The sequence below is a fragment of the Legionella clemsonensis genome (genome assembly GCF_002240035.1).
Taxonomy (GTDB): Bacteria; Pseudomonadota; Gammaproteobacteria; order Legionellales; family Legionellaceae; genus Tatlockia; species Tatlockia clemsonensis.
Window position 1 is genome coordinate 2405687 of record NZ_CP016397.1, and the last position, 24584, is coordinate 2430270.

Sequence of the window (24584 nt, forward strand, 5' to 3'; positions counted from 1 at the left end):
CCTAATTAAGTCGGAAAATTTGAGGTAGCACTCTACCCCACTAGTTAGAAGCACTTAGATTAACGGGGGAAGGAGAATTGACTTCCTGATTTAATTGTTCATAAGCACGTTTGGCAGGGATGTATTGTGGAAATTGCTTCATTATTCTGTTTAATATCATACGTGACAAGGTTTCATCACCACGATTCCATTCGCTCAGCGCATCAAAATACATCATATTCGCGGATTGTCCAGCCAAAACTGGCGTTTCATTCATGACAACAGGTTCAATGAAACTTAACCTCTCCTGTTGCTGCGCATCCAGCCATTGTAGAGTTTTGCGGGCTTGCTGATTACCATTTGCACTAGCTTGCTCTAACAATTTCTTGCCTTCTTTAGCATTTTGATCATTATCAAGGTACAGCAAAGCCAATTGATATTGTGCATAGGCATTATTATTAGCAGCTAACTCGGTGTATAACTCAACAGCTTTTTGACTCTCTTTCATTACCCCCAGGCCATATTGATACATGCGTGCAAGCGCCAATTTTGCCTTAGCATTCCCTTTATTTGCTGATTCTTGGTAATAATTCACTGCATTGGCAAAATCAAGCTTTGTAGCAACCCCTGTTTCAGACAATAAACCCAATTGATACAAGGCATCACTTTCACCAAGAGCAGCCGCTTTCTTATACCAATGTAAAGCTTGTTGCTCGTCTTTAGGACCTCCCAAACCGTTGAAATACAATTGGGCAAGCTGCGTCATGGCATTTTTATATCCTAATTCTGCAGCCTTGGCAAAAAGAGCCCTGGCTTTGGTATAATCAACAGGCATGCCTTTGCCATCTTCATAGAGTAATGCCAAATTGTACTGTCCGACCTTATCATTTTTTTGTGCGGCTAATTCATAATTTTGGAGCGCTTGATGATACTGATCATCAACTGTATCGTAAATGAATCCTAAGGCGACGGAAGAACGAGGATAATTGGATTGCGAAGCCGCATACCATTTTTTCGCCTGTGCATAATCAGGCTCTTTTCCTATCTTACCTAGTTGATACATCCGACCCAGTAAATATTGAGAAACTGGTTGCCCCTGTTCGGCAGAAGCGGTATACCATTGCGTTGCCAGTGTGAGATCAGGCTTACCACCTAATCCCTTTTCATACAGGAAGGCCAATTTTAATTGTGCATCCTTATCGCCTTTGTCTGCAAAATACTGGTAAATATCTCTGGCTTGTTGCAGTTTCTCAGGATCAGCGGCCTGGGCTAAATAATAATCAGCAAGTAACAATCCTGCAGTACTATTTCCTAACTGACGCGCTTTATCCAATTCTGGCAGGAAATTTTCACCGGTGTCGTGTTGTAAAACTGCGAGGTTTAGATTGGCATACGAAAAACCTGCATTCGCTGATTGTTGCAACAATGCTTTTCCTTTTTGCTCATCTCTAGTTACACCTTTTCCTAACGTGTAATAAGTGCCTAAAATGAAATCATTAACTGGATTTGAACCAGCCTGTTGATACCAGTATAAGGATTCGACATCGTTAGTAGGTACTGCAACTCCTCTTTCAAACATAATACCCAAAAGAAGTGCTGCATAACGGTTACCTGCCTTTGCCTCTTTTTTGGCAATTTCTAAGGCACGACGTTGTTTTTTACTATCTTCATCCATCGCATAATAAAAAGCCAAGGGTAAATTTGCTTCAGCCACCCCTTCTTTAACCGCACCCTCATAAAGGCGCTTTATTAACTTGGTACGGTTGTTTTTAGCAGCAACACTTAAGCCGCCTTGCTTTTGTTTTACCAGGTATTCGGCTAAACGATATTGAGCAGGACCGTAGTGATTGGAAGACGCCAGGTAGTACATTGAGGTCGCTTGTTGAGGATTCGGCTGAACGACTATATGCCCGTCTGCATCTTTAAACCCTTTTTCATAAATATGGGCCAACAGGTATTGTGCATTCACATTACCTTTAAAAGCCGCATCCATTAACCAATTGATCCCCTGTTGATAATCAACCGGATCAGTGAGTCCACCAAGGTATATAATTCCAAGATTATATTCAGCACGCACATCTTGCTGTTGGGCAGCCAATTTATAATAGGTTATTGCCTGCGGAATATTTTTGGCGACTATTACCCCGTAATGATAGAGTTGACCTAATTCAAATTGGGCGGCCGACTCCCCTAAAATAGCTTTACCATACATTTCACTTAACACGGCCTGAAGATTTGCCTGGTGCTGCCAGCCTTTTGTCATTTGCTCAAAATAATCAAATGGCGCAGGCTCCTCTGAAACAGAATAAGGTAATCCTTCTTCCGCCATTGAAATGCGTGGGGAATGAGCCAGAGCAAGGGACTCATTTTTTAGCAATGCTTCAATTTGAGGATCCAGAGGGTAGCGCGGAAAAGAAAATTCATCGAATTCATCATTATTTAATGCCGGAGCGATCACATCGAAATAGTCACTTATAGCAATTTCTTTCGGTTCCATCATTTTAAATTCGGGTTTATACAATTCGGCACGCGTTACCGCCTCCATTTGCGGTGCTGCATTGTAATTATTTTCTTTTAAGGCCTGTGGATTTTGCCAATCATTAAAAATACCACCCAGGCGAAAACCTTGGATATCAAAATCAGTTGACTGACCATTACTTAGCCATTTGGAGGCTTCAATACCCGGATTCACTTTTGCTTCTTGAGCAGCAGTTTCTTTTGCTTTTTGTTGCCATTGATTAGCAAGTTGCTCATCTGCAGTAACACCGAGTCCCTCTCGATACATGTGCGCTAATGCTTCCTGAGCCTGTGCAGAACCACTTTGTGCCGCCTGCAACATCCACATGAAGCCCGTTTTTGGATTATAGAGACTATTTTTATTATCCAGGTAAAGACTTGCCAGTGCCATCTCCGCTTGTGTGTCATTCACTGTTGCCGCTTTGGTATACCATTCTTTTGCTTTTTCCAGATCATTTTGTTTGGCAGCCATTGCTCCCAATTTCAGCATCGCGGGGGTATAACCTTGTGCCGCCGATTGATTAAGCAACTCATAGGCTTTATTTTCATCGCGAGCCACTATCCCTCCTGCTGCATACAATTCAGCTAATTTTAATTGTGCTCGAGGGTTACCCTGCTCTATTGCCTTGTTTAACCAAATGAGACCTAGTTTCTTATTGGTTGCACTGCGACTTTCCAGAAAATGTTCACCCAAAGTAGTTTGGGCAATGGCATTACCCCGTTTGGCGGCCTCAATGTAATAGCGCCTGCCCATATCTGAACTTTCTTTAGTACCAAAACCGTGTAGATATGCTGCCGCGCAATAAAGTTGAGCATTAAGATCATTTGCTGCCGCTGCTTTTTTAAACCAATAAAGTGCTTTTTCAGGATCTTTAACTTGCATTAGATTATAACGTGCAAGCAGCAACTGAGCAGGCAAGACCCCTTTTTCTGCAGCCCGTTCAAAATATTGCAGCGCCAGTCTATTGTTTTTTAGTTCTCCATAACCGTACAAGCGCATGCGTCCAAGATAATAATTGGCAATGGGATCCTTGTCTGTTTGACTAACAAGTGTTTGTGCAGCCAAGGGATAATTACCCTGACGATAAGCCTCCAAACCGTCCATAGCATAGGCTAACTGAGTACCAGTAGCTGCCACCAGATAAAACCATGGTATGTATGATTTCATGGTAATTCCCCTTTATTTTGTTACCGCTAAAGCGGCTTATTGCGCTGGAATAATTCCATAATGAACAACTTCCCTTATTGCGCCACTTCTAGTATTACTTTTTACTAACCAATAATTGCCGCGATTATTCAACCCATAGCGGACATTGGTATATTCACAAACGCGAAGACTATCGGAACAATCTACAATTTTTCCATAGGCTTCTTTACTATCTGGAATGGTGCAAATAAATTTAACTTTCTTTTCAGTGGTCGATAATACGGCCCATTGTCTGGGTTGTATTGTATGATTAAGATACATGGTTCGTGAACTTTCTTCATCTCGCATCTGGTATAGATTAACTTTTTGATTTAATGTATTAAACAGAAAATACATGGATTGTATTTCTCCAGCATGTCCTGGATATAAGCGGAGTGTTTTTAAATCAAACTGATAACCTGTATCGTAGCATCCGAGAGGGTTCTTAGTCTCATCTTCTTCCTTGGCAGCCCAACTACTATTAGCCGCCATACAGAAGAAAGAGAGTACAAAGACAGCTTTTAAAGTAGTTTTAGTGTTTGTTTTCATTTTTTCTTCTCACTTGTGGCCATAATAGGGCGAACAATCACTTTAGTACCCATAAAATGATTTCTCTCATTCGATAATTCAACAAAATCATGATTCATCCATTTTGCATCTTCAGTAAACATGCGCACGCAACCATGACTCGCTCTATAACCTGGAATGTCCTGGGCCCCATGCAATGCAAACCCTTTATGGAAATACATGCAATAAGGCATTTTGGCACCACCACGACCGAGTGGAAACACGCCTGAACGGCATTTCTCGTTTTCCTTACTAAAGAAATGGAAAATACCAGTAATCGTTCTGCAGGTATGAGAACTGTTGTCAGAACATTTATCACTACCTGAGGAGATGGGTCCCCACTTCACTAATCGCCCGTCTGCATCATAGGCTGCCCAGGCTAACTTGTCCTGATCGACAATGACTTGTTTCTCACCATCAGCCTCAATCTTTAGTGGAAACGGAGAAAAATCAAAGATGGTTTTATTGGCTAAATTTCTCGGCACAGCAATTTCTTTACCAGCCCAAAGATGGTTATAAGTTCGATTAATACGTTGCACAATATCGCGCTGTTGTTCATCAGGGAAAAGTTTTTCCCAACTTTGTCCACTTGCCACTTTAATACATTCATATTGCGGGTATGCGCACAGTGCAGTACCGTAATAGTTAGAGGCATTAACAAGAAATGCGGGTACCATGAGTGCAATCACTTCTAATAATTTCTTCATCGTGATTCCCCTAATTTTTAAGTTTCCTTTTGTAATGCAAAAAGCATGCTTAAATTACATGCATTACTTATAAATGTTATTTCGGTTATTTTTTTAAAAAGTTTAATAACTAGCCACACATAAACTTGCAAGGAAACACGGGGAAAGTACACCCTGGATTTTTTATAAAATTATCATTATTAAAAGAATTAATTTGACTGAGTCAGGAATGGAAATGATGATAGATTCGCTCTGCAAGCCCTTCATTAATACCATTCACTTTGGCAATTTCATCCATGGGCGCTCGAGCAAGTTCACGCAATCCACCGAAGCGGCGGAGCAAAGCTTGCCGCCTTTTGGGACCCACACCTTCAATACTTTCAAGAGAGGATTCAAAACTTGCATGCTGACGCTTTTTTCGATGGGTAGTAATTGCAAATCGGTGAGCCTCATCACGAATGTGCTGTAACAGGTGTAAAGCTGGAGAATCGGCAGGCAAGCTTACCTCATGCTGCTCAGTCACCAGGATGAGTTTCTCCCAACCGGCTTTTCGGTCAGGACCTTTAGCAATACCTAGTAAGACTACATTTTCAATGGCAAGTGATGCAAAAACTCGTTTTGCCACGGCAACCTGCCCTTTGCCACCATCAATAATGAGTACATCTGGCAAACGCTGTTCTTGTAGCAGGCGCCTGAAACGACGTGTAATTGCCTGTTCCATTGCAGCATAGTCATCACCTTTGGTAATGCCATGAATATTAAAACGCCGATACTCATTCTTGCGTGGGCCATGCTCATCAAACACCACGCAAGAAGCAACGGTTTCTTCTCCCTGTGTATGACTGATGTCAAAGCATTCCATACGAGTAATCGCTGAATCTCGTTGTAACAATTCGGCCAAAGCCGCATATCTTTTTTGCATTGTGGATGAAGAAGCGACATAGTCTGCTATTGCCAAACGCAAATTATTAGTCGCAAAATCAAGCCAACGGGACTTGACACCACGTGGTTTCGTTTGAATCTGACACGCCTTCCCACGCAACTCTGCCAACATTCCCGCAAAAGTTTGTTTTTGCTGAAGCTCTTCATTGGTAATAATTAGTGCAGGAATGCGTTCAGGCGTATCTAGATAGTAGAAGGCAATAAATGCTTCAAAAACCTGTTGCCACAAATCGTTTTCAGAAACCTCTTCTTCTAAAAATGACCGTCGAGGCACTGAAGGAAAGAAGCTTTGACTGGCGATGACATGACCATCGCGAATAGTCACACATTGAATACAGGCAAAACCCGGTTGAGTTGCAATGGCTATAACATCCGCATCTCCACGTAATTGCACAACACTTTGCTGCTCTTGAATTAATCGCAAACTTTTAATTTGATCCCGCAACACAGCCGCTTCTTCAAAATTGAGTTGAGACACTGCCTTTTCCATGCGTTTGGCTAAGTCATCAATAATTAATTGACATTTCCCCTGCAAGAATCGCGTAGCGTCATGGATAGATTGTTTGTAGGCTTCCTGCGATATATAGCCCGTACAGGGCGCACTGCAGCGTTTAATTTGATATTGCAGGCAGGGGCGTGAGCGGGCATTAAAGTAGCTGTCGCGACAATTTCTAATTTTAAAGGTTTTTTGAATTGTACTTAAGGTATCTCGTACTGCCGCTACACTTGGAAAGGGCCCATAGAACTCTCCTTTCTGCGGTTTTTTCTTACTGCGATAAAGCTCCATGCGTGGAAAGCCATGGCTGCTGACATGGATATAGGGATACGATTTGTCATCACGCAGCAACACATTATACCTAGGACGCAGTGATTTAATTAGATTACTTTCAAGCAGTAAAGCCTCTGTTTCACTACGAGTAACGCTTACTTCAACAGAAGCAATCTGATTAACGAGAGAACGTGTTTTAGCACCCGTATTTTGTTTGGTAAAATAACTGCTAACACGTTTTTTTAGATTTCTGGCCTTCCCCACATATAAAACAGTACCTTCATTGTCAATCATCCGATAGACACCTGGCTCACTGGTGAGTTTTGCTATTACTGTACTTAAATGATTAGCTCGCATTTTTCTTTATCAAGAACAACAACTTCAACTGAACACCACAAGATGGCGTAAAAATCTATTATAGTTCATTCCTCGGTGGTCTTGACTACTCATTATGCAAAGCATCATTAGGCTGCTCAATGACTCGATGTTTCATTGCCAGAAAAGTGAGCTCCACATCATTTTTAATGCCTAATTTTTCAAACATTCGATAACGATAGCCATTAATGGTTTTCGAACTTAAAAACAATCTGTCAGCGATATCTTGCACCGTCATGCCACTGGTAATCATTAGCATGACTTGCATTTCACGTTCAGACAAGAGATCAAAAGGTGAATCCTGTGGGGCTTCCAAACTATTAATTGCCATTTGTTGCGCGATTTCAGCACTCAAATATTTTTCGCCTCTAGCTACTTTGCGAATCGCAGCAGCCATTTCTTCAGCACCAGACTCTTTGGTCAAATAGCCCATAGCACCAAGCTGGAGAACACGAGTAGGGATCGGATCGGCACACATGGCTGTTACAGCAATGACCTTAACTTGTGGATTAGATTTCTTAAGCCTTCGGGTTACCTCCCATCCGTCAATTCCAGGCATTTTCATGTCAAGTAATACCACATCGGGCTTATGAGATTTTACTAATGCCAAAGCTAATTCACCACTTTCAGCATCAGCAACCACCTCTACATCCGGCAGATCCTCCAATAATCGTCGAATCCCCATTCTTACCAGGGCATGGTCATCAACAATTAGAACTTTTATCAAGCGATGCTCCTTGACAGATTAGCCAATGAACACAAAACATGCATCGATATTAGCAAGACTAAACAGGCATTACAATTGATACTAAATTTAATCATTATCCCTGCTCACTTTGCTAAAACAAGCCCCTAACACTTATTTACTTTTTTATGGCAAAAGTAGTTTATGTTTAACTCTGAGTATAGCCGATTGGTGGGAACTAATATCCTATAAAAAGACACTTAGCACGCCAGAATATGAACGCTGGGATTATTTTTATCAACAGGGAAAATAGGAGGATATTCACCTAATTCCCTGGCCCGCTCAATAAAAGCGATTATATCTGCCTCGACAAAATTATAAAGCATTTGATAATTATCAATTACAAAATAAACGGGTTGTAAGATATCGATCCGATAGGGCATACGAAATGCAACAACAGGATCAAAAAGTACGCGCATGGCTGCATCACTTTCCACACTATAGGGTGTTTCACTAATTGAAGACAAAATACCTCCTCCATAAGCACGCAATCCTTGAGGTGTTTTGATAAGACCAAACTCTACCGTAAACCAGAAAAGTCTTTGCAATAAGGGCCATTGGTCTTCGTCTAAACTTAGAACCTTACGGGCATAATTACAGACAAAATCCGCGTAAACTGGATCAGTTAACATCGGGCAATGACCGAAGATCTCATGAAAGATATCAGGCTCTTGCACATAATTAAGTTCTTCTTCACAACGAATAAAAGTGGCTGCAGGAAAACGTCTCTCTGCCAATAATTGAAAAAATTCTCTTGCCGAAATTAGAGCCGCCACTGGAGCAACTTCCCAACCGGTTAATGCTTTAAGTCGAGAGCTCACTTCAGGTAGCTGCGGAATTTTATCAGCAGACAAACCCAGACTTTTCAACCCTTGAATAAATTCATCGCAAGCCCTGTCAGGAATAATCTTCATTTGGCGTTCATAAAGCACTTGCCAAATACGATGCTCCTCATTGCTATAATCTACCATACCGTTGGCATCAGGTTGATGAGAAACATAACGACTGACAAATTCCATAAGAACTCCTAGAAGCTAATGGCAGTTATCCCGGATCACTTAGATTATAGCGCTTTTAGGTAGACAGCATAACCAATCAGGCACTATAAAAGCCGGCAAAGAAAGCAGGAAGTTACTAATTTAAATTACTCAGAAACAGGACGTCGCTGAATTTGAGAAACAGGAATTAATGTTTCAGTCCCTGTGCCATGACTATGTTGATGTCCTTTCCAGGCATGGCCGTAAACGACTTCATAAGTCAAGGGATATTTACCCTCCACTGTGCGCAAGGTTTTATAAGTCTCTGCAAAAAGATGCCATGCATATTTTCCAGTTAATCCCCCATTACGCTTTGGATTAGTATTTCGTACACCCTGTGCTTTTAAATTGCTTAATAACTTCTTTAAATTGTCATAATGTACAGTTAGTAATTCCATGTCAACTACCGGATCAAGAAATTTCTCTTGCAAGAGATTATCGCCGATATCATGCATATCTTGAAACTCATTGGCATGCGCATAATGATTAGCCGTCTGCCACGCTTGTTTTAATTCTTTAAAGGTATCAGGACCCAAGGTAGAAAACATCAGACAGCCCTGTGTATTCATAACCCGATTTAATTCACGGATAACTAATGTTAAAGGAGATCCCCAGTGAATACTTTGATTGGCAAAAATTAAATCGAATGTTCCAGCGGCAAAAGGAAGTGAAGTCATATTACCATTCACTAAAGACCATTTATTACGCCACCAGCCTTGTTTCTTTTTTGCCTGCAACAGCATATTTCTGGCCAAATCCAAGCCAATAATCTCCGCTTGCGGGTATTTCTTTTTTAATAGCTGCGTGAACATTCCTGGCCCACATCCTAAATCAAGCACATAGCGGGGATTAATTTTCAAATAATCCAGGCGCTCGAATAAACGTCTGCCAATCTCATTTTGCACTTTGGCTGCCTGTTCATAATCGGCAGCATGTTTATTAAATGTATTGCAAATTTCTATAGTAAGATTCATCATGGAAATGGAACAATTACAGGAAGCCAACGCTCGTGCGCTACAAAAAAAGAAGTATAACACACTTATTACGCCTGCCATCTGCTTGTATCATTTGTGGTAAGTACCATCAGGACATTGATGCTGTTTGCCCAGACTGTCTAAATCTCTTACAACCCCTGGGGCCTGCTTGCCAATATTGTGCTCTTCCCTTATCCGATGATGGTTTTCTGGTTTGTGGTCGCTGCTCAAAACAAAAACCCGCTTTTGATAAAACGTGGGTACTGTATCGCTTTGAGGAACCTTTACGTACTTTGCTGCATGAATACAAATACAACGGAGCACTTTACTTACGCAGACTATTGGTGAAATTAATGATGGATGCCTTACCGCAGGAAGAACTCACTACGCAATGTTTAATTCCTGTTCCCCTGCATTACAAAAAATTACGTGAAAGAGGGTTTAATCAAGCTGCTGAGTTTTCCAAGATGCTGTCGAACCGTTTAAAAATACCTTATGAACTTACTCTTACCCAAAAGGTGTTACATACTCCGGCACAAGTTAGCTTAAACGGCAGAAAACGCCGCCATAATCTGCAACATGCCTTTCGGATAAAAAAGCAGGCTTATCAACACATTACTTTGATTGATGATTTATTAACTACAGGCAGCACTGTCAATGAACTGGCAAAACTTTTTAAGCAACAGGGCGTAACCCGCGTTGATGTCTGGTGTTGTGCAAGAGCTTGTTAAACATGCTCACCACCTAATTCTTTAAGCTCTGCTGCTAAATTTAACCTTGCCCTTTGCAAATATTTTTTACGAAATATGGGCGTTTTATAGAGAGGCATGTCCAATAATTTATTTAAAATTTGAATTCTTTGCAAACGAAACTCGTTACTGGACAGATGTTTGTTTTCCAAACGGATTTGTTGCACATAGCGCTTATAATGCTCTGAGGATGAACCAAGAATAGCTAGATCAAAATCAAGAAAAAATAGTAAATCATTATCGTATTGCTGAGAGAAAGGAACCTGATGAGTTTTCGTAGCTAGAATATAGCTGGAAATTAAGCCCATGTTTTCTTGTTTCAGTGAAATTTCTTTGGCAAATTCTAAAAAAAACTCTCGACTTCTTTCTTCATTTTGTTTGTGGGTTGCCTCATACACCACATCATGAAACCAAATGCTCAATAAAACCAGAGGAGGCTGTTTTAAGCAAGCATGATAGCGGTTGTATAAATCAATTAAATAACCAATATGCTCCAGATTATGATAATAGCGATTGTCCCTGGTATAGTGTTTTTTTAAAATTATCCACCACTTCTGGCCTACTTTTTTATCTACTCCTAGCTCCTGCATTAATAAAAACCAATTTTGCTGAAGCTTATTAATCAACCGCTTTTTTTCTTTGGAATTTTGCCCATTATCAAGGGTCTCGCGTTGATGATCTTGTTCCTGGGTCACATGCTCATCCCTTTCTATCAGAATTAGATAAATAAAAAATCATCAAAGTAGTCATTGTATTAGGAAAAATAACGTTCCCACCTGCACTTTTAGTATAGTAAATCCTAAAAACCACCCACTTAACTAAAATAACGCTGCAGGTCATTCAATAGGAGTTGAATCAGTAATACTACAAAAATAATGGTGGCCAGCTGATGTAATAAAATTTCCATAGGCACAGAGAGAGGTTTACCGCGAATTTTTTCCACGAATGCGTAAGTAATCAAACCACCATCAAGACCGGGAATGGGAAATAAATTCACAAGTCCTACAGCCAAACTTAAACTTGCAATAAAATAGAGAAACACCGTGAAGCCCTGAAAAAAGAGCCCACTGACGCAGTAAACAATCCAATAGGGCCAAGCAAGACAGCAAAAGGAATAGCGCCTGTTAAAATCTGCTTTAACATCACCAGGAAAAAAGATAACAATTCCATCGACTTGGTAATAGCATGAGTAAACGCTTTAACAAAGGGCTGCCCTTTGATTTGCTTCCTGGCGGTACCTGATTCAGGCTCAATACCTAAAGTCTGTAGCAGAGATTGACCTCGATGATAACGCCACTGGCTTAAATTTAGATGAATTGAACGATGCTGGCCTTGATCATCTTCTACTACTGCAGGTACATCATTTTTGCCAAGCATCATGATTAGGCGCATGCCAGCTTCTTGCCAGGAATTTACTTGTTGCCCCCCCAGACTAAGAAATCGATCCCCGGATTTAAGTCCTGCTGTGCTCGCAATGCTTTCTGCAGCTATTATTTGCACCCGTGGTGGGATTTGTTGATAACCTAACATAAACAGTAAGGTTAATGCCAACCAGGCGGTGATTAAATTGGCGAGAGCTCCTGAAAGCAGGATAATACATCGTTTCCATACTGGTTTTTTATCAAAACACAAGGGAAATTCCTCGGCTGAAACTGGCTGAATTCGAGAATTCAATAATTGAACATACCCCCCTAACGGCCATAAAGCCCACACCCACTGTTGGCCAGATTTAGTTGTCCATGTCACTAAGGGTTTACCGAAACCAATGGATATTTTTTGAATTTTGACGCCAAACACGCGTGCTGCAAGCGCATGACCTACCTCATGAATCCCAACGACTAGAATTAGAGTTAAAAGAATTGCCACTATGGCCCATAACATTCATTCACTCACTTTTATGCTTTGTATTATCGACAACGAGATGTAAAAGAGGATGCCCTTGTCGTCCATCCAACTCATAACCTTTCCTATAAACCTCAAAGGTCCGATAGGCGCGAGAGGTATCGCTATCCACAAGCTCAACCTCGTCGCCATTCTCATCCACTAGTGTTACGCTCAGATGCATTTCTCTAAATTGCCCAATATTATACCGTTCTTTAAACAATTTTAAGACTGTTAACAAACTTTCGGCGGCTTCCTCGCTGTTGTGCTGGCCTTGAAAAATAATGTCCATTTGCCTTCCCTAACAGGAACAACTCCTGATTCACATGCTTATTAGTATTAGCGGCAAAAAATAAAAGGACTTGAGCTTTTTGAGAACACTATGCTCCTCTTATTATTTATTCGCACGTGCTCATTTCAGTTGGCATAGAGGCTATAAATTCTGATGCTAATAGGTTACAATTTCAGGATTATTAGGCTGCTATTTAAAAATCTATGGTGTTTGTTGCCTGTGGACTAAATCATAAAACTGCTCCATTAGATGTGCGTGAAAAAGTCGCTCTGCCTTTGTCTATGCAAGAGACTTTGCTCTACAATCTGGTTGATTTACCCGCAGTGAATGAAGCAGCTATTTTATCGACGTGTAATCGCACAGAAATTTATTGCGATACAGAAGATCCCGAAAGCCTGGCACCCTGGCTTGCTCGGCAACACCAACTAACACCTGAGCTCCTTTCCCCTTACTTGTACCTTCACCCCGGTCCCCAGGGTATTCGCCATACCTTGAGAGTAGCAAGCGGTCTTGATTCCATGATGCTTGGTGAACCACAAATTCTTGGGCAAATGAAGCAAGCTTATCAGCAGGCTTGCAAGCTCGGCACGGTAAAAACGAATTTGCGCTCTATATTTGAGTATATTTTTAGTGCAAGCAAACGCATTCGTAATCGTAGCGGCATTGGTACCAATCCTGTTTCGATTGCCTATGCGGCAGTGCAGTTAATTGGAAAATTATTCCCCGACTATAAAACATTAAAAGTGTTTATTATAGGTTCGGGAGAAACATCTACTCTGGTAGCTAAATATTTACATAAACAAGGTGTCAGACAGTTTTTAATAGCCAGTCGCACTACCGAAAATGCAAAGCAACTTGCCGCGATGTTTGAGGGTCAAGCTTTAACCATCGGCGACATACCGGAATACCTTTCTCAAGCAGATGTAGTTATCTCGGCAACAGCTTGTCCTCTCCCTTTTATTAATAAAAGTTTGGTTGAACATGCTTTAAATAAGCGTGCAAGAGCACCGATGTTTTTCCTGGATCTTGCTGTTCCACGAGATATAGAAGCGGATGTGGCTGAGTTAGACGCTGTTCATCTTTATAACATTGATGATTTACAGCTGTTAATTGAAAAAGGTATGGGCGAGAGACGCGAAGCAGCTCTTCAGGCTGAACAATTAATTGAGGGTGAGCTTGATAATTTTATTCGTTGGCACCGTTCATTGCGGGCAAAAAATGTAATTTGTGACTACCGTCATTATATGCAGGGCCTGGCACAGGAGGAATTACAGCGAGCCCAAGATAAACTTGCAGCAGGCTATAATCAAACTATGGTACTGCAGGAATTTTGTGAGCGTTTGGTTAATAAATTAACACACCATCCTACTGTTGGATTACGCCAGGCTGCTTGGGATGGCCGTGAAGAATTACTTGATTTAGCGCAATATTTATTTAATCCATCTATTGATCCAGTTTCCCTATGAAAAAATCGCTTGAATTAAAACTTGAGCAAATGCTTGAGCGTTTTCAAGAAGTGAGTCGTTTACTTTCTGAAGCCTCTGTCATTGCCGATCAAAATCAATTTAAAAACTTATCGAAAGAGTATGCGCAGTTAGAGCCCATTGCCAACTGTTATAACGCTTTTATCAAGGCTCGAGACAATGTGAACACGCTCGAAGAGCTATTAGCCAGTGACGATCAAGAGATGGCTGCTATGGCTGAAGAAGAAATCGATAGAGCCAGAGAAGAAATCGAGAAACTGGAAGAGGAACTGCAGTGGCATTTAATTCCTAAAGATCCCGATGATACCTGCAATGTTTATCTTGAGGTACGAGCAGGCACCGGCGGCGATGAAGCGGCAATTTTTGCCGGTGACCTCTTCCGCATGTATCATCGCTATGCTGAAGCACAAGGATGGCAAGTCGAGATCATTAGTGCCAGTCATGGCGAACATGGTGGTTATAAGGAAATTATTGCCCGGATTACCGGCCAATCTGTCTATTCTCAATTAAAATTTGAATCAGGCGCTCATCGGGTGCAGCGTGTACCAGAGACAGAATCTCAAGGCCGCGTGCATACCTCCGCTTGTACTGTCGCCATTCTGCCTGAGGTTGAAGAAATTGATACGATTGAAGTGAATCCAGACGAAATACGTATTGATACCTATCGATCATCTGGTGCCGGAGGCCAGCACGTTAACAAAACTGATTCGGCGATTCGTATTACCCATTTGCCTACTGGTCTTGTGGTGGAATGTCAAGATGAGCGCTCACAACATAAAAACCGTGCTAAAGCTATGGCGCTACTAAAGGCCAGACTTTTAGATGCAGAACAGAGCAAACAACGTCAACAACAGGCTGAAACGCGAAAATCCTTAGTGGGTACAGGCGATCGCTCCGAACGCATTCGCACCTATAATTTTCCACAAGGACGACTGACTGATCATCGTATTAATCTTACGTTGTACCAACTTACTGATGTCATGGAAGGGCATCTGACACCCGTTATTGATGCCTTGCAGCGTGAACATCATGCCGAATTACTCGCAGAGCTTGGGCACCATGATGGAGATTAAGCAAGCTTTAGAGGAAGCTTTCAGGCAGCTGGCGCAATGCAGTGACAGCGCCCGTTTGGATGCAGAAATTTTGCTTGCTCATCTTTTAATGAAGAATCGCAGCTACCTTTATGCCCATCCAGAGGCAACACTGACTCAAGTTCAATGGCAAACGTTCCAGCGTTTAATTTCCAAACGGCTAGAGGGCACACCTGTAGCTTATTTAACAGGAACAAGGGAATTTTGGTCACTATCTTTAAAAGTCTGCGAGGATACATTAATTCCCCGACCTGAAACTGAATTGCTAGTCGAACTTACTTTAATATTATTAGCGAATAAAAAAGAAGCACAGATTCTTGATTTAGGTACTGGTAGTGGCGCCATTGCTTTAGCCTGTGCCTCCGAAAAACCACAATGGGCAATAACAGCCTGTGATTGTAGTTTGGGGGCTTTGCAAACTGCTGAGGAAAATGCGGCAAGATTAGGGTTATCAAATGTTTATTTTTATCATTCCGACTGGTTTGAGAATATTTCCACGGATACGCTGTTTGATGCCATTATAGCCAACCCTCCTTATGTGGCTGTTAATGATCCTCATCTAAAAGAAGGTGATGTTCGGTTTGAACCTCAATTGGCTCTGGTGAGTGGTGAACATGGTCTTAATGCTTTAAACCATATTATTAAACATAGTCTTGCTAGGCTTAAGCCAGGCGGGCTATTATTATTAGAGCATGGATTTGATCAAAAATCTGCAGTAACGTCTATGCTTAAAGATTATGGGTATACGGAGATTCAATGTTGGCAAGATTGGCAAGGTAATGACCGTATAACCGGTGGCAAACGAATAATTTGTTGATGACCGACGTAATTTTTGATATACCTAACGGTTTTCGATCGCATACCTCAGGGTATGGCGAGAGGATGTAACGCAGGAGGCATTGATGCCAGAACAAATAATCGATTCAACCAATGAGAGTATAAAAAACGTGAAAAATGACGCCGTTAGCAACATGGGAATAGCACCATACCAGGAAACGGATGGCGAAGAGTACATGAACGAGAAGCAACTTGCTCATATTGAGAAGATTTTGCTTGCATGGCGCCAATCATTGATGGAGGAAGTTGACAGGACAGTCACTCATATGAAGGATGAAGCAGCCAATTTTCCAGATCCTTCCGATCGAGCTAGTCAAGAAGAAGAGTTTAGTCTTGAATTAAGAACTCGCGATAGAGAGCGTAAACTTATTAAGAAAATCGAAGATGCGCTGGAACGTTTGCGGGATGAAGATTTCGGCTATTGCGAAGCCTGCGGTATTGAAATTGGACTAAGACGTCTGGAAGCTCGACCTACCGCTACTCTGTGCATTGATTGCAAGACCTTGTCTGAAATTAAAGAGCGACAAAATCAAGGAAGTTAATTCTTCTTAAAGTCGCAGTCGTTGGTTGGGCCATTTGGCCCAACAGAAAATATACCTCAATCTCAATCTAAATGACCCTAGCATATCTTTACACACTCGGTCTACGCTAACATAACCTTTTAAGCGTATTGTCTATTAAATCTGCATATTTGGCGACTGCCCCCTTATTACATTGAAGAACCTGCATCGCATTTTTTACCAATTGATCGCTGCGATTTTTGTCATGATAGAGATTAACAATGCGTGTCATTAAATCCTCTGCATCATTGACCAGTTCAATCGCATCAGCATCTTTTAAATCACGACAAATTGTCTTGAAATTATGGACATGAGGCCCACTAAAAACAGGTACGTTCATGGCGATAGGCTCGAGTACATTATGACCGCCAACTGGTACAAAGCTTCCTCCGACAAACGCAAAATCGCTTATCTGGTACCAGCCTAATAACTCACCTAAAGAGTCCAGAACAACCACTTCATTTGCTACGTGTAAGGTTTCTTCCTGCGAACGCAGCCCTGTGTTAAAGCCCATTTGCAGACATAACTGATAGACTTTTTGAAACCGCTCAGGATGTCTGGGCGCAATTAGTAAAATTACATCAGGGATTGCTGCTTGAAGTTTTCTTAAACGCGCTAGAATCAGTTCTTCCTCATTATCATGAGTACTGGCAATAATGACTACAACACGCTGATTGCCCCATTTTGCTTTTAATCCTGCAAATAACTCGTGATTTATATTCTGAGTTTGTAAATCAAACTTCATATTACCAAACACTGAAACCGCGGTGTCTGTTGCTCCCAGTGCTTTAAAGCGTCTAGCATCATCCTCTGTTTGTGTCAAAATGTAATCAAAATATTGCAGTAATGGCTTAAAAAGAAATTTTACTTTTCTATAACCCTGGTAGGAGCGCTCTGAAAGACGTGCGTTGACCAAAAAAAGAGGAATGTTTGCCTTATGCGCGTAATAGCCTAAATTCGGCCATAATTCTGTTTCTACAAAGACGGCTACTTTTGGTTGCACTGAATTATAAAAACGACGCACAACACCGGGTAAATCATAGGGAACATAGCGATGAGATACTTTGTTCCCAAAGTGCTGTTGCACTCTTTCAGCGCCTGTAGGTGTCATTGTTGTTACTAGAATTCGCCACTGTTTTTGCAATAAGGCATCCAGCAATGGAGTAACAGCAATGACTTCGCCTAAAGAAACCGCATGCACCCATATATCAAACGTGACTGTCTGGTTGTTTTTCAGCAAAAAACGTTCTGCAATTCGTGTCCGATAGGCGGGAATTTGCCGCCCTTTCCACCAAAGTCTCAGTAGTAAATAAGGCGCCAACAAATACAGTAAAAAAGAATAGGCTAGTCGCATCGCTTAATCCACAAAAATTGCAAGTATATAGTTATTTTGTCTGTTTGCGTTTAAAATTTTTTCCATCGTCTAAAGATGAGCTTAAGATTTTCTCTGGAGCACCCAGGCTGCTGATACCAAAAAGTTTTCCACTTATCGCAAAAGATTTATGACAATAATTCATTATAATGATGATAATATAATCTTATTGCTAAAAAAAAGTTAATTTCAACATTATTTGCTCTCCAGGCATATAATTAAGCTTAGAATGAAAGAGTTATTAATAAACGGTGAGACTGGAAAATCAGCTTCATGAATTTACGTGATTTTTTTACCCATTACCACTGGTGGGGGAAAATATTAGGTGCTTTTTTTGGCTACCTTATAGGAGGTCCGGCTGGTGCTTTGTTTGGTATTTTAATCGGCAATTTTTTTGATCGCGGTATCATTGAGCATTTTAACCGTCCCCACTGGTATTATTATAGAGAGCGACGCGAGGCTGTACAAAAAGTGTTTTTTGAGGCTACTTTTTCAATCATGGGACACATTGCTAAAGCAGATGGGCGTGTATCCGAACAAGAAATACAAATGGCAAAAACATTAATGGATGAGATGCGACTAAGTCGTGAACAAAAAACGCTGGCAAAGCATTTTTTTAATCAAGGAAAGGCGTTTACTTTTGATTTAGCAGAGATGCTGACTCGTTTGGATCAGGCCTGTTATGACAATCCTGAGTTATTAAAGCTATTCATGGACATTCAATACCGAGCAGCGAAAACGGATAACTTCTCTGAACCCAAAATGCGTGCATTGGATGTGGTATTTCGACGCTTAGGATTTGCTCCTATTCGCCAACAGTATCGCTTTTATGAGGATTTTGGCTTTCGTTCCTCACAATCTTCACAACGCTCTCAGTCCCAAAGCTCCTCTGGTCAAAAGCGGCAACAATACCATTATCAAACTCCACCTAACAATTTGGCCTACGCCTACGCCTTATTGGAAGTCGATAAAAATGCCAATAAACAAGAAGTAAAACGAGCCTATCGACGTTTAATTAGCAAAAATCATCCTGATAAACTTATTGCGCAAGGTTTACCAGAGCAAATGATAAAAATGGCCAATGAAAAGACTCAGAAAATACGCAAAGCTTACGAACAAATTTGTGCCAGTAAAGGCTGGCAGTGTTAGAGCTTAAATTTACCCCCCGGATACTCTGTTACTATTTCCTTTAAGGCTTCAATTTCCTTAGTAGATACTTTTGGAGTACCACATTCGGTGATGAGTTTGGCTATTTTACCAGTAGCACCTATCCCTGCTACACCGCCTAAAATAATGCAGCACAGTGACAGTACATAAACAAGTTTAATGGTTTCTGCATCTGCATCGATTGTCCGTAGCACAGGCATTGCAATACCAAAATAAGCGCTACTAAAAGCTGCTACACCTAGAAACCCCATTGTTTTTACAAAACAGCAGTTATTAGCGAGCTTATTGGTTTTATATTCCACCTCTTTGGTGCGAACCCTCACTTTTGCCAGATAATTTTTTTCCGCTTGTGTGATGACAGGTTCTATTAAAGAGATATTTTTAATATCAGATGAAATCTCCAGATCCCGTAATTGAAAAAATAAAATGGGATTAGTCCTTTTTATTGTTTCACAAGCAAGCTGTTTCAGCGAAGGTGGATTATAAACTTTCCTGGGCTTTTGTATAACAGGTTCTATTTGTAGTTCGGGTATTTCGTCTTGTATTTCAGTTACTTCATCTTTCATGCACGTTTACTCCCTCACTAATGATATTTGCTTCTGCTTTTTCTTATAAAACCCGACCCAGGTATAAATAACTTGTTGAAGTTATTGGCTATTGAAGCCCATGCAAAGCATAGAAGGGGAGTATATAGCAGCTTTTTGCAAAGAACGAAACTTTCGCAGAATAAATTAGAATAGGAAAATTTCACTCAAACAGCCTATATTTTAATCAATTAATATTTAATTAATATTGCACAATTATAATAAAAATTATTGACATCCAATCAGTCAGTAGTGCTGACATAGAGGTAGTAATGAGTGATGTATTTGAAAAAATTAAAAAACTCCAGGAAAAACTTCTCGAAATAAATGAAGGGAAGGTTCCTAAAGATAGCAAAGATTTGGATGATCAAACTTTATCTCAAAATTGTTTCGTCGACTATAGACTACTACCAGAATCTGCTAGGGCTGATAAACAGCTAAATGATGAATCTGTCCCTGCCGATGAAGTTGTTGTCGCCTCCAAAATACCCACATCCTATAGAGAGAGGGCCGAGCAATTAGACGATGAAGAAAAGAAGAAGGAGAAATTAGAAGCCTATAAAAAAAATGAGCAGATATTCAGCGATTACTCAAATGGTGTTCTGTTTGCAGTGTGGATTATTGCCTCCAAATCTGCCGGTGGCTATACGTCAGCGTTAGCCAATTCGCTCGCTCTAAACAGAGCTTTTAATTTTTTAGATAAAAAAACCTGGGTTCCCAAAATTATAGATGAAAAAACTTACAGAGTCGGTAAAGCCCTGCAAATATTTTTGCATGACGTTCTGCAAGAAGAAGTAATTGAAACTGTTCCTAAAAAATTACCCCTGATAGGAACAGAGATCCGAGAACCTGCTGTGAAACAACTAACGACCCTAAAAATAGTTTTAGACCAACGATTAGCTGTTTATGAAGCTCATTCTCCCGAGAAAATAGATGAAGCTAAAAGGCTGACCTCTCTACGAGACCAACAAAGAAAATTTATAGTGACAAAACAAAAAGAGTTTGAGGATAGATTCCATGAAATTAAACATTATGAATCGGCAATGCAATCTCAGTTACAAAATCCAAATAGCACGAAAGCATTGAAGGAAATTATTGAGAATAGCGCACAAAAATTAGAGGAATTTAAAAGGGCTCACCAGGAATTTATAACCACATTGAGACAGTGGCATCATCAAAACAGCAACTTACCAGATACTATCAGCATACCTTCTTCCATCAAAAACTTACTGGATGAACACGTGAACCCTCCAGAGGTAGTTGCGGAATGGCAAAAAATATTCAATAACCCAGAGCAAATAATTCTTGTCTCTGAGAGTATCAGGCGTGATTTGGATAGTAAATATAAGCTTAGCTTAGAGATGACAGCAGCTATAGAAACAGTAGGAGAACAACTTCTTGAAGAGCAAAAAGCAGAAGCTGAAAAACAATACTTTGCTCAAATTGTCCCCACTTTTGTAGAAAAACTGCAGCCAGCAATTACCAAAGCGGTAACTGTCAGTAATACCCCCTCTTTTTATGACCCAGAACAACTACCCAATGATGCGGATACTTGCGAAGGGACGCTTAAGGAGTTAAACCTTTACCTGGAAAGATATCAAAAAGAGGCGACTCTGGCCTACAATGATTTTGCAGCAAATAATCCCCCTCCAGAGGAATTTGACTCACTTGATACAAAAGCGTATGAGATAGCCGTAAAAGAAGCCAAAAAAAATGTGCTGCAACAACAAGAACAGAAAATTGCCGAAATAAGGGATTATATTAAGCAAGTACAAGATCAACTGCAAAATCTATCGTCGGAATTCAGGAATCAAAAATTACGTGCCCTGCGAAATAGCGTGGGGAATTTATTTACGCACAAAAGTGAAGCTAGTCGTCAAAAAATACAAGCAGCAGCGCAAGCGACTCGATTTATTGAAGATCGCTATAAACCAGCCTTAAAGAAAATTAATGAGAACTACAGCGCTCAATTGAGAAAAGTTGAGAAGAAATTTGCTCATCTTGCTCAAGAGCGCAAACACGGTTTATCAACAGAAATTAATCAAAAATTTGCTGCTTTGCAAAAACAAACGAGTAATCAGAAATTTAATACGCTGCAGGAGCGTAATGACTTTCTTTTGAAAGATATCACTGAAGAACTGGAAGCGCTTGCTCAGGTACGTAAAAACTCTCTTTCTGAAGCTAAAAAGGCATTACTCCAATATAAGGAGGTACTGATCAATCACAAAGGCATTTATATGCCTGAACAAATCCCTCAGCAGCAACTGAAATTCTATTTAGGGGTTGCCGAGGATCAAGAACTTGGTAAATGGATTGATGGTCTATACAGCAAGGCCAAAGCTGCCAGTGGTATTCGAGGGACTTTTACTCTCTTATATGATTATGCCTCTCATTATACCACTGTTATGCAGCCAAGTGATTTTGATGCGGATCTCGATGAAGTTATCGACCATATTGAGGCAAAGCTTAAAAAGATCGATCATGAATTAGCGATTGATATTCATGAATCGAATGTGCAATCTAACAACCCACCTTTGGCTGAGAATAATTTATATGCATTACGTGATCAGTTTGATTTTTCCCGGCACGTTGTCAGTTTAATCAATTTAAAAGAACAAAAAGAGCAAAAAATTACCGAGTGGGAGGAAGCGAAAGAATCTTATGAGGAAAAAATTATCTTAGCAACACTTAATCAAGAATTAGCTGCCATGGCTCATGAACAAACCTTAATCGAAGAACAGATTTTAGTGCTTGACTGTAGACTGAGTGATTTGCAGGATAAAGCGACTCAAACCTTGGATTCTATCACCGAGCAATTGACTGCATTAAATGGTGCGGAGGCTTTGGAATATTGGAATCGTAAAGAGAGTGACGTTGCTGCCATCGATATTGCACGTGCGTTTAATACGCGGGAAAACCACAGAGAGCTATCTGGTCCTGACGCTATGAAAAGAATTGCTGATTCTCTTCATAGTAAAGAAAAATCCTGGCAGCCAGAAGGTATCATAGAAAAAATTGCAGCCGAAATCACTGAGATTCCTCAAACCTTGCAACAGTTAAAGGAAAAAGAATTTGCTCATTTTCAAGAGCTGAAAGTTCAGAAAGAGAAGTTGGATAAAAAACCACCGGCTATAATTAAAAACATTGAAGCAAAAAAAACCATTTTAAGCTCCTTGGTAAGATTAGCTGAAATGCAAAAGAAGATTGAAGAACTGCAACAACGAAGAGTCGGTGCCCTAACGAATGAAACCAAAGAAGCTTTACTTATCGATATGCATCACGCAGAAGCCGAACTTACCGTTTCACTAAAAGTATTTGACGCAAATGCAAGCGCTGATGTTAGAACAAAATATTCTGCAACCACCAGAATGTTTAATGATCTTTCCAATTCTAAAACTGAGCTGCAAATCGAACTGCTAACAAGTCTGGAAGCTGAAAGCGAGGATCTATTGCAAAAAATCAAAGGATTATCCTCCAGCAACTCGCAAGTCCGAGAGAGAATAGATAAAAGCATTGCCTTACTTGAAAACAGAGCAAACACTATTCTGACACATTGTAGTGAAAGTACAAATAAGACAGTCGGCGAAAAATTAAACGCAGTGAGTAAAAAAGTTGAGGAATTGCAGGAGGCTCGCAGGGTAATCCCCATACTGAATCAATTGGATACTGTTCAAGCAAACTATGAAAAACTGGTAAAAAGTGCGACTGCATTAGTCAATACAGACCCATTTCCCTTGCTCCCCTCTTTTTCCCTATTGAAAAAAGCGAAGGAACTTGCTGAGGTAACTGCCCATCTGCTGAAAGGAGATCATCCCTTAATCAGTGAAAAACTGGCACCTATTGACAAAGTTAAAGCAGAACTTGTCCCCCTTCAGGAAAAATGCGAAACAGTTTATAAGGATAAACCTGATGAAATCTTGACAGAAATAGCAGCCGCCTATGAAGCTTTAAATGCAAGACGTCAAGTTTTACATACAGGTTTGCATCAATTTTATCAGAAAGATAAGCGACAACTTTATCGAGATGCCGCTGAATTGAATGAATTATGGACAGAAATTAAGCGTAATTTAATAGAACATGGTTCTCTTCAGCAAGAGCCTATGCTGGATGATGGTGAAAGACTAAGGAGACCAAGGACTTTACAGAAGACCATTGAGTATGATCAATCAATATGGGCTCTCCTTGTCAAAACCAATGAACCTCAACCCAAAGACTCATTATTTAAAGATGAAGATAAGGTTGAGTTTAAGAGAGCTCGAGTTTCTCTTGAGGAGTTATACTTTGGTAAAACCGCCAGTGAGGATAATGCTCCTGTAGGAGGTCTTTTTGGAGCCTATCTGGAAGAACGCGCTAAAACTTTTTGGTTTAAAGATGCTGTTAGTTCCTTTGTCGCCCTCGTTTTTCAATGTTTTAACTATAAAACCGAAGCCCAGGAAAGACAAGAGTATCTGCAAGATTTAAGAAGGGTTTTTACCGATTATCAAAAAGATCCGATGCACTATGATGTATTGTGTGAAAAAATTGACGAGGGCAAACAGTTTAAACCAAGAAGCAAAGAGAGTGGTACCGATTACGACAAAACTTTACAATCTCACTTGAGTCAATTCAGAGAAGAAGTAACAAAAATTCACGAGCAAAATACAACTCTTGAAAAAGAAAACGCCGAACAACTTCATGTTATGAGGTTCTAATCTGGAAGTAGTAGTAGCCGCCCTACCCCCTTATTTCCTGCAGCATTGATGAGGTGCTATTACTTCATCAAGACTATCTTATTAGTAACCTTTCTTTAA

Annotated in this window: 18 protein-coding genes and 1 pseudogene; 7 read left to right on the plus strand and 12 right to left on the minus strand. The window is 40.5% G+C overall.

Annotated features, from left to right (window positions below; genetic code table 11):
- Window positions 1-40: 40 nt before the first annotated feature.
- The 7 genes from clem_RS10560 to bioC all read right to left on the minus strand — a co-directional run bounded on the left by clem_RS10560 (window position 41) and on the right by bioC (window position 9777).
- The gene (locus clem_RS10560; protein WP_094091525.1) at window positions 41-3664 is read right to left on the minus strand and encodes a tetratricopeptide repeat protein; all 3624 of its coding nucleotides are present in this window, start codon (window positions 3662-3664) and stop codon (window positions 41-43) included.
- 36 nt (window positions 3665-3700) lie between these two features.
- Window positions 3701-4231, minus strand: a complete 531-nt coding sequence (locus clem_RS10565) for an endopeptidase IV (RefSeq protein WP_198333114.1) — start codon at window positions 4229-4231, stop codon at window positions 3701-3703.
- Complete coding sequence (locus clem_RS10570) at window positions 4228-4956, minus strand: L,D-transpeptidase (RefSeq protein ID WP_094091526.1); 729 nt, start codon at window positions 4954-4956, stop codon at window positions 4228-4230. Before clem_RS10570 ends, clem_RS10565 begins: the two co-directional genes overlap by 4 nt.
- Before the next feature lie 202 nt (window positions 4957-5158).
- Window positions 5159-7003, minus strand: coding sequence for an excinuclease ABC subunit UvrC (gene uvrC / locus clem_RS10575; RefSeq protein ID WP_094091527.1), 1845 nt, complete (start codon window positions 7001-7003; stop codon window positions 5159-5161).
- Window positions 7004-7088: 85 nt separating this feature from the next.
- Window positions 7089-7748: a two-component system response regulator LetA gene (gene letA / locus clem_RS10580; RefSeq protein ID WP_094091528.1), complete on the minus strand. Its 660-nt coding sequence runs from the start codon at window positions 7746-7748 to the stop codon at window positions 7089-7091.
- 218 nt (window positions 7749-7966) lie between these two features.
- Entirely contained in the window at window positions 7967-8785 is an 819-nt protein-coding gene (gene phhA, locus clem_RS10585) for a phenylalanine 4-monooxygenase (RefSeq protein ID WP_094091529.1), read from the minus strand.
- 125 nt (window positions 8786-8910) lie between these two features.
- Entirely contained in the window at window positions 8911-9777 is an 867-nt protein-coding gene (gene bioC, locus clem_RS10590; RefSeq protein WP_094091530.1) for a malonyl-ACP O-methyltransferase BioC, read from the minus strand.
- Between the two features lie 35 nt (window positions 9778-9812).
- On the opposite strand from bioC, the gene clem_RS10595 reads away from it, so the two are divergent.
- Window positions 9813-10508: a ComF family protein gene (locus clem_RS10595; protein ID WP_157698233.1), complete on the plus strand. Its 696-nt coding sequence runs from the start codon at window positions 9813-9815 to the stop codon at window positions 10506-10508.
- On the opposite strand, the gene clem_RS10600 is transcribed toward clem_RS10595, so the two are convergent.
- The 3 genes and pseudogenes from clem_RS10600 to clem_RS10610 all read right to left on the minus strand — a co-directional run bounded on the left by clem_RS10600 (window position 10505) and on the right by clem_RS10610 (window position 12699).
- Window positions 10505-11221, minus strand: a complete 717-nt coding sequence (locus clem_RS10600) for an HD domain-containing protein (RefSeq protein WP_094091531.1) — start codon at window positions 11219-11221, stop codon at window positions 10505-10507. The genes clem_RS10595 and clem_RS10600 overlap by 4 nt on opposite strands.
- Before the next feature lie 119 nt (window positions 11222-11340).
- Window positions 11341-12407 (minus strand): annotated as a pseudogene (locus tag clem_RS10605) (M50 family metallopeptidase).
- 4 nt (window positions 12408-12411) lie between these two features.
- Complete coding sequence (locus clem_RS10610; RefSeq protein WP_094091532.1) at window positions 12412-12699, minus strand: hypothetical protein; 288 nt, start codon at window positions 12697-12699, stop codon at window positions 12412-12414.
- 203 nt (window positions 12700-12902) lie between these two features.
- Between clem_RS10610 and hemA the strand changes: the two genes are divergently transcribed.
- From hemA to dksA, 4 genes are all read left to right on the plus strand, one after another.
- Window positions 12903-14165, plus strand: coding sequence for a glutamyl-tRNA reductase (hemA, locus tag clem_RS10615; protein ID WP_094091533.1), 1263 nt, complete (start codon window positions 12903-12905; stop codon window positions 14163-14165).
- Window positions 14162-15256, plus strand: a complete 1095-nt coding sequence (gene prfA, locus clem_RS10620) for a peptide chain release factor 1 (RefSeq protein WP_094091534.1) — start codon at window positions 14162-14164, stop codon at window positions 15254-15256. The genes hemA and prfA overlap by 4 nt, the downstream gene beginning before the upstream one ends.
- Window positions 15243-16091 (plus strand): peptide chain release factor N(5)-glutamine methyltransferase, encoded by an 849-nt coding sequence (gene prmC, locus clem_RS10625; protein WP_094091535.1) that lies wholly within the window; start codon window positions 15243-15245, stop codon window positions 16089-16091. The genes prfA and prmC overlap by 14 nt, the downstream gene beginning before the upstream one ends.
- A gap of 85 nt (window positions 16092-16176) precedes the next feature.
- Window positions 16177-16653: an RNA polymerase-binding protein DksA gene (gene dksA / locus clem_RS10630; RefSeq protein ID WP_094091536.1), complete on the plus strand. Its 477-nt coding sequence runs from the start codon at window positions 16177-16179 to the stop codon at window positions 16651-16653.
- A gap of 106 nt (window positions 16654-16759) precedes the next feature.
- Here dksA and waaA read toward each other — a convergent pair whose 3' ends face one another.
- On the minus strand, window positions 16760-18025 hold the full coding sequence (gene waaA, locus clem_RS10635; RefSeq protein ID WP_094091537.1) for a lipid IV(A) 3-deoxy-D-manno-octulosonic acid transferase: 1266 nt from the start codon (window positions 18023-18025) through the stop codon (window positions 16760-16762).
- 291 nt (window positions 18026-18316) lie between these two features.
- On the opposite strand from waaA, the gene djlA reads away from it, so the two are divergent.
- A complete protein-coding gene (gene djlA / locus clem_RS10640) occupies window positions 18317-19192 on the plus strand; it encodes a co-chaperone DjlA (protein ID WP_094091538.1) in 876 nt (291 codons plus the stop codon).
- On the opposite strand, the gene clem_RS10645 is transcribed toward djlA, so the two are convergent.
- Window positions 19189-19776 carry a hypothetical protein gene (locus clem_RS10645; RefSeq protein WP_094091539.1) on the minus strand — a complete coding sequence of 196 codons (588 nt, stop codon included), beginning with the start codon at window positions 19774-19776 and terminating at the stop codon, window positions 19189-19191. The genes djlA and clem_RS10645 overlap by 4 nt on opposite strands.
- Window positions 19777-20066: 290 nt before the next feature.
- Between clem_RS10645 and clem_RS10650 the strand changes: the two genes are divergently transcribed.
- Window positions 20067-24485: a hypothetical protein gene (locus clem_RS10650; protein WP_094091540.1), complete on the plus strand. Its 4419-nt coding sequence runs from the start codon at window positions 20067-20069 to the stop codon at window positions 24483-24485.
- The last annotated feature ends 99 nt before the right edge of the window (window positions 24486-24584 follow it).

What these genes read in the sequence shown, in the direction of transcription:
- clem_RS10560 (WP_094091525.1), bottom strand. Translation starts at nt 3,664, where the DNA reads ATGAAATCATACATACCATGGTTTTATCTGGTGGCAGCTACTGGTACT.
- clem_RS10565 (WP_198333114.1), bottom strand. Translation starts at nt 4,231, where the DNA reads ATGAAAACAAACACTAAAACTACTTTAAAAGCTGTCTTTGTACTCTCT.
- clem_RS10570 (WP_094091526.1), bottom strand. Translation starts at nt 4,956, where the DNA reads ATGAAGAAATTATTAGAAGTGATTGCACTCATGGTACCCGCATTTCTT.
- uvrC (WP_094091527.1), bottom strand. Translation starts at nt 7,003, where the DNA reads ATGCGAGCTAATCATTTAAGTACAGTAATAGCAAAACTCACCAGTGAG.
- phhA (WP_094091529.1), bottom strand. Translation starts at nt 8,785, where the DNA reads ATGGAATTTGTCAGTCGTTATGTTTCTCATCAACCTGATGCCAACGGT.
- bioC (WP_094091530.1), bottom strand. Translation starts at nt 9,777, where the DNA reads ATGAATCTTACTATAGAAATTTGCAATACATTTAATAAACATGCTGCC.
- clem_RS10610 (WP_094091532.1), bottom strand. Translation starts at nt 12,699, where the DNA reads ATGGACATTATTTTTCAAGGCCAGCACAACAGCGAGGAAGCCGCCGAA.
- hemA (WP_094091533.1), top strand. Translation starts at nt 12,903, where the DNA reads ATGGTGTTTGTTGCCTGTGGACTAAATCATAAAACTGCTCCATTAGAT.
- prfA (WP_094091534.1), top strand. Translation starts at nt 14,162, where the DNA reads ATGAAAAAATCGCTTGAATTAAAACTTGAGCAAATGCTTGAGCGTTTT.
- prmC (WP_094091535.1), top strand. Translation starts at nt 15,243, where the DNA reads ATGATGGAGATTAAGCAAGCTTTAGAGGAAGCTTTCAGGCAGCTGGCG.
- dksA (WP_094091536.1), top strand. Translation starts at nt 16,177, where the DNA reads ATGCCAGAACAAATAATCGATTCAACCAATGAGAGTATAAAAAACGTG.
- waaA (WP_094091537.1), bottom strand. Translation starts at nt 18,025, where the DNA reads ATGCGACTAGCCTATTCTTTTTTACTGTATTTGTTGGCGCCTTATTTA.
- djlA (WP_094091538.1), top strand. Translation starts at nt 18,317, where the DNA reads ATGAATTTACGTGATTTTTTTACCCATTACCACTGGTGGGGGAAAATA.
- clem_RS10645 (WP_094091539.1), bottom strand. Translation starts at nt 19,776, where the DNA reads ATGAAAGATGAAGTAACTGAAATACAAGACGAAATACCCGAACTACAA.
- clem_RS10650 (WP_094091540.1), top strand. Translation starts at nt 20,067, where the DNA reads ATGAGTGATGTATTTGAAAAAATTAAAAAACTCCAGGAAAAACTTCTC.